Source organism: Deltaproteobacteria bacterium, from assembly GCA_005879795.1.
GTDB lineage: Bacteria > Desulfobacterota > Binatia > DP-6 > DP-6 > DP-6.
This window is the reverse complement of the sequence record VBKJ01000225.1, coordinates 1-5,588: the sequence shown is the minus strand read 5'-3', so window position 1 is coordinate 5,588 and position 5,588 is coordinate 1. Positions and strand designations below refer to the sequence as shown.

3 protein-coding genes are annotated in these 5,588 nt (G+C 68.4%); all 3 read left to right on the top strand.

Features of this window, described 5'->3' with window-relative positions:
• A partial coding sequence (locus E6J59_19305) for a glycerol-3-phosphate acyltransferase (protein ID TMB16300.1) occupies positions 1-1,572 on the top strand: 1,572 nt, incomplete at its 5' end.
• Between the two features lie 475 nt (positions 1,573-2,047).
• Entirely contained in the window at positions 2,048-3,286 is a 1,239-nt protein-coding gene (locus E6J59_19300; protein ID TMB16299.1) for a hypothetical protein, read from the top strand.
• Positions 3,287-4,468: 1,182 nt separating this feature from the next.
• Entirely contained in the window at positions 4,469-4,741 is a 273-nt protein-coding gene (locus E6J59_19295) for a hypothetical protein (GenBank protein ID TMB16298.1), read from the top strand.
• Positions 4,742-5,588 lie beyond the last annotated feature (847 nt).

Genomic DNA, 5,588 nt, shown 5'->3' with positions numbered 1-5,588 from the left:
CTGGCCGCGCTCGGCCAGCGCCACCCGCTCGTCTTCCTGCCGACCCACAAGTCGATGCTCGACAGCCTGGTGCTCAAGTACGCGCTCTACGAGAACGGCCTCCCGCCCAACCACACCGCCGGCGGCATCAACATGAACTTCTTCCCGATGGGCGGGCTCATGCGCCGCACGGGCATCTTCTTCATCCGGCGGAGCTTCAAGGACAACGAGGTCTACAAGTTCGTGCTGCGCCAGTACGTCGACTACCTGATCGAGAAGCGCTTCCCGCTCGAGTGGTACATCGAGGGAACGCGCTCGCGCTCGGGCAAGCTCATGCCGCCGCGCTTCGGCCTTCTCGCCTACGTGGTGGACGCCTACCGGCGCGGCAAGAGCGAGGACGTCCTCCTCGTCCCGGTCTCGGTCGCCTACGACCAGATCCAGGACGTGGCCGGCTACGCCGCGGAGGAGCGCGGCGGCCGTAAGCGGCCCGAGAGCTTCGGCTGGTTCCTGCGCTTCGTGCGCGCGCTCCGCCGCCGCTACGGCGAGATCTACATCCGCTTCGGTGAGCCGCTCTCGCTCGCGCGCGCGCTCGGGCCGCCCGACCCCGGGGCGGAGCCCGACCCGAACGAGCAGAGCCTCGCCCTCCAGAAGCTCGCCTTCGAGGTGTCGGCGCGCATCAACCGGGTGACGCCGATCACGGCGACCTCGCTGGTCACGATGGCGCTCCTCGGCACGTCGAGCCGCGCGCTCAGCGTGGAGGAGACGATCGCCTCGCTCCGGAACCTCCTCGATTACGTCCGTCGCCGCGATCTCCCGACCGCGGGCGCGCTCGACCTCGACACCCCCGAGGGCGTGCGGCGTGCGCTCGACGCCCTGATCGAGAACGGCGTGGTCACCTGCTTCGCCGAGGGGCCCGAGGCCGTGTATGCGATCGGCGCCGAGAAGCACCTGATCGCGTCCTACTACCGCAACACCGTCATCCACTTCTTCGTGAACGGGGCGATCGCGGAGCTGGCGCTCCTGCGCGCCGCCGAGGACGGCGTCGCCGATCCCGCGGGCGAGTTCTGGGACGAGGCGATGCGACTCCGCGACCTCCTCAAGTTCGAGTTCTTCTTCGCCGACAAGGAGGCCTTCCGCGAGGAGTTGCGCGCCGAAGTGCGGATCCACGAGGCGGACTGGGAGCGGCGCGTGGCCGAGGGACCGGCCGCGATCCAGGCGCTCCTCCGTCGCTTCCGCCCGTTCAGCGCGCACCGCGTGCTGCGCCCGTTCCTCGAGGCGTACCGGGTGGTGGCGGACGCGCTCGCGCGCCGCCCGCCGGACGCGGCGTTCCAGGAGGACGAGTTCCTGCGCGGCTGCCTCGCGCTCGGGCGGCAGTACCTCCTGCAGCGGCGCATCCGGAACGCGGAGTCGGTCTCGCAGGGGCTGTTCGCGACCGCGCTCCGCCTCGCGCGCAACCGGAGCCTGGTCGACCCCGGCGCCCCGGACCTGGCCGAGCGCCGTCGCGCCTTCGCCGAGGAGGTGCGCCGGGTGATCCGGCGCATCGACGCGATCGACGCGCTGGTGGCGGCGCGGCACGCGGGGCTGATCGAGTGAGCAGCTCGGGCGCGTGAAGGGCATCCCACTCGCGCAGTAGCGGCTCATCGGCCGCATCGCCCGCCATGCGGGTCCCGGTCCTGCTCTTCGTCCGCTCCATCCAAGCCATCGGGGCCTGACTCGAGCAAGGAGAGTGAAGGCGTCAAGACCGTGCCGGCGCGACCGACATCCTTGTGCAGCCCCGATTTCTTCCCCCAGGCCTCTCGCGTAGAGCTCCCGCACGTTTCCGGAGCCTTCCTTCCGGGCACAAGCCTTGCACCGACACCGACCGGGTTGCGAGACGTAGCATGCGCCACAGCCCGTTCGATCCGCGCCCTCCGGCGTTGCCTGCCCGCGTCACCAGTCTTGCCGCGGATACTCGCCGGAGGAGGCTCGGGTCCGGATGCGAGCATGCAAACGTTCCTTGCTACCCACGCGAAATGGCGGCTGACGGAGCGGCACATCGAGCAGCACGTGGCCGCGGAAGGGGTCGAGCATGACGGGCCGAGGATACGAGAAGCGGGACGGTGAGCGAGGTCAGGTCCTGGCGACGACCGTGATCGCCTTTGTCGCCATCTGCGCTCTGGTCGCCGTGGCTGCCGACACGGGCCTCTTTTTCGACCACCGACGCCGCATGCAGACCGGCGTCGATAGTGCGGCGATGGCGGGAGCGGAACAGCTGCGGAGGGCTGCGAGCGCCACGCAAATCGAATCGGCGGCGTTCAATGCGGCTGCCACGAACGGGTTCACCAACGGCGTGAATGGTGCGCAAGTTGCCGTCAATCACCCGCCCACCAGCGGCTTCTATGCAGGCAATGACGCGTTCGTGGAGGCCGTCATCAGCCAGGTGCGCCCGACGACGTTCATGGGTATCCTCGGCTTCCAGACGGCGACCGTGAGCACGCGGGCGGTCGCGGGCGCGAAGGCTGGACCTGCCTGCATCTACGCCATGGACCCCACGGCCGCCAGTGCGTTCAACGTGAACGGCGGCGCCAGCGTAACGGCGACGTGCGGGATCGTCGACGACTCGAGCAGCAGCAACGCGATGAACAGCAGCGGTGGATCCTCCAGCGTGACCGCCACGTCGATCGCCGTCACCGGGAACGTCACGGGTTGCTGCTACTCCCCGACGCCGCAGACGGGTGTTCCTCCGGAGCCGGACCCGTTCGCCCAGCGAGCAGCTCCCGTGTTCTCCGGTTGCGATTACACCAAATTCAAGGTCACCGGCGGCACGAAGATTCTCACGCCCGGCGTTTACTGCGACGGCATAGATATCACTGGCGGCTCCACCGTGACCTTCAGTCCCGGCCTCTACGTCCTCAACGGAGGCGGCCTCAGCGTGAGCGGGAACAGCACGTTGAACGGCACCGGGGTCACCTTCTACAACACGGCAAGCGGGTCCAACGCCTACAAGCCCGTGTCGATCAGCGGCGGCACCATCGGAACGCTCTCCGCCCCCACGAGCGGACCCATGGAGGCGATGCTCTTCTTCCAGGATCGAGGGATCAGGTCGAGCCAGACGAACACCATTTCCGGGGGCAGTACCCTCAATCTCGCGGGCGCGGTCTACTTCCTGACCACCCCCCTCAACTTCTCCGGAAACAGCAGCGGCGACGCGGACTACACGATCCTCGTCGCATCTCTGATCACCTTCACCGGGGCGAGCCGGCTCAATGCCGATTACGGGAGCCTCCAGAACGGCGACCCGATCACGAGGGTCGCCCTCGCTGAATGAGGTCCGCATCGAATCCGTCCCCCAGACGACGCGATCGACGCCGAGCCCCTTCACCAAGGTGCCGAGCAGCGCCGCGCAATAGCGCGGGTGCGTGACGCACGAGTTGGCGAAGGTGGCGCCGAGCTCGCCGTACACGTTGGCCACGCCGTACCTGCCCGGGATCTCCGCCAGATCGGTCACCCACTCGATGGGCCGCGACCGGCCTCACGCAAGGCGCTGATCCGGTCGCGAAGGGGACCGCCGCGTCGCACGAGACGGGGTCAAGACCGTGCCCTGGCAGCGGCACATTCAAGTCGGCCGCGTGCACGGCCGAGAAGGGTGTTCGGGAGCGGACGCTCTCGCAGGGGGTGGTTCGCATGGCGCGCACGCCGGTCGGCCGAAGCGGCAAGGTGCTCTGCCACCGGTCAGGTGAGAGGTGGACCGTCGAGCTGCGACTCGAGGAGAGCGGCGGCACCCAAGGCCGCCGGTACCGCGTCGTCCTCGGGAGGACGTTCACGACCGAGATCGCGGCGAGCCAGGCTGGCGAGCAGGTCGTGGCCGAGTGGCAGGGAAACCGGATCGCCGTGAGGGATCTGATGCTGGAGAGCTCGCGGCAACCTACCGCAGGCTTCGTGAGACCTACCAGCGGATGCAGCCCCCGACGGTGCCCACGACCCGCTCCGCCTGGGAGCACGCCATCACCACGTGGGAAGGGCTCGGCTGGATCAACGGGGCCGACGTGGCACGGTTTCGCGATCACGTCCGGTGGACGCTCGCACCCGAGTCAGCGGGGATTCCGCAGCGTCGGATCCGCCTGGACGGCGAATCGGACTAGGAGCCTCCCCCACATCCACGTCGCGCCCACGGTACAGCCGCCCGGAGATGGACCCGCGCCCGCGGCTCGATCTCAGGCCGCAGGCGCGGCCACCTGCGCTCTCGGCCCTGCCCGCCTTCGCAGCGCGCCGAAGGAAGACCGTCTTCTCGATAATGAACCGCTTCGGTTCGTCCTCGACGTCCCTTTGACTTCCAGGCGTTAACTCAGTGGGGCGCTCTACGGCGCAACCCAACCTACCCTCGGGTCGTGGTCCCCTTCGGCCAGTTGCGCGTCTGCGGTAGGCCCGTCCCCCACGCAGACAGGAGGATCACCCATCGCCGCCGAGTTACGATGGTGAGCGCGGTCTGCGCTTACAACCTTTCAGCCGGATGAGCTGCACCTGCAACGCACCTTCCGACATCACCTCGCCCGATGGCTTCCGGCAGGTGAACGTGTTCGGTTCTGGTTCGCCGATGCCGAAGGCGATGGTCGCGCTGAACTCACAGGTGGCCCTGTCGGGGTACCGCGCCACGCCCGTGAGGCGGTCGTTCCTTACGACGCCGCTAAACTCTGCCCGCACCCCGGAGCAGATGGGGAAGTTGTCGCTCGCCGTGTCGCAGCGCGTGGGCAAGCCGGGTGCGGACGGAAGGCCGGCCGAGTAGTCGGACCACACCTCAAGCCGTCCCCGGAGCCGACGGAGCGACCGTCTTCCCCGCGCCTGGCCGAAGAGCGTCCAGTAGGCGGGCACGTTGGGTGGCATCGAGTTGAAGCCGAGTATCCCGCCATTGGGAACGCACGCCGATTGTGACGGTAGGCACTCCACGAACGTCTCGCCCCTCAGACACAGCCCGCCGAACGCACACCGTCGGCATCCGGCGGCATCAGCGGTGCCGGCAGATGCCGCCATCAACGTGAGCACCGCGAGCACAAGCGTGACGACGCGCACGGCCCACCCCCGATAGCTGGAGCCTAACACCAAGCGCAGACTGCGGGCTACTGTCGGCCCACGCGGCCCTCGTACCTCCACTGGGCCGTCTCGCCGCCGGGGGTCGAGTTGGACCACATCCCCCGAACTGCTCGGGGAGATGGAGCGCCTGCGGGCGATCCTGTGAGCTCGCCTTGCCCTGCGGATCAATCACCCCGATCTCAAGGAAGACCGTCTTCTCAGCATCGGGGAGGCCATTGGCAGGCTCGGCACCTCGAAGGACTGGCTCTCCCGAAGCCGCGGCCGGCGGCTCTCGGAGGGACAACTTCGGTCCGTCCTCGGTGAGTGTGGAGGCGGCTTGTAGCACATCGCACCCACTGGCTGTCAAGCACAATCTAAACAGTCGTCTAGGAATATGACCGCAGAACAGTCGGCCAGGCTTGGTCGGTCGATTGATTGACTCAGGGGGCTGGCGCCGACTTGTGAAACGCGGCGCGCTTCCGCGCCTCAGTCGGGACCCCGCCCGGCCGGGGGGGCAGCCGAGAGCGCGGTGTGCCCGCCGCTGCGAGTCTCGGCCGCAATTT

Excerpts from the sequence above, each read along its gene's own strand:
- E6J59_19300 (TMB16299.1), top strand. The coding sequence starts at position 2,048 with ATGACGGGCCGAGGATACGAGAAGCGGGACGGTGAGCGAGGTCAGGTC.
- E6J59_19295 (TMB16298.1), top strand. The coding sequence starts at position 4,469 with ATGAGCTGCACCTGCAACGCACCTTCCGACATCACCTCGCCCGATGGC.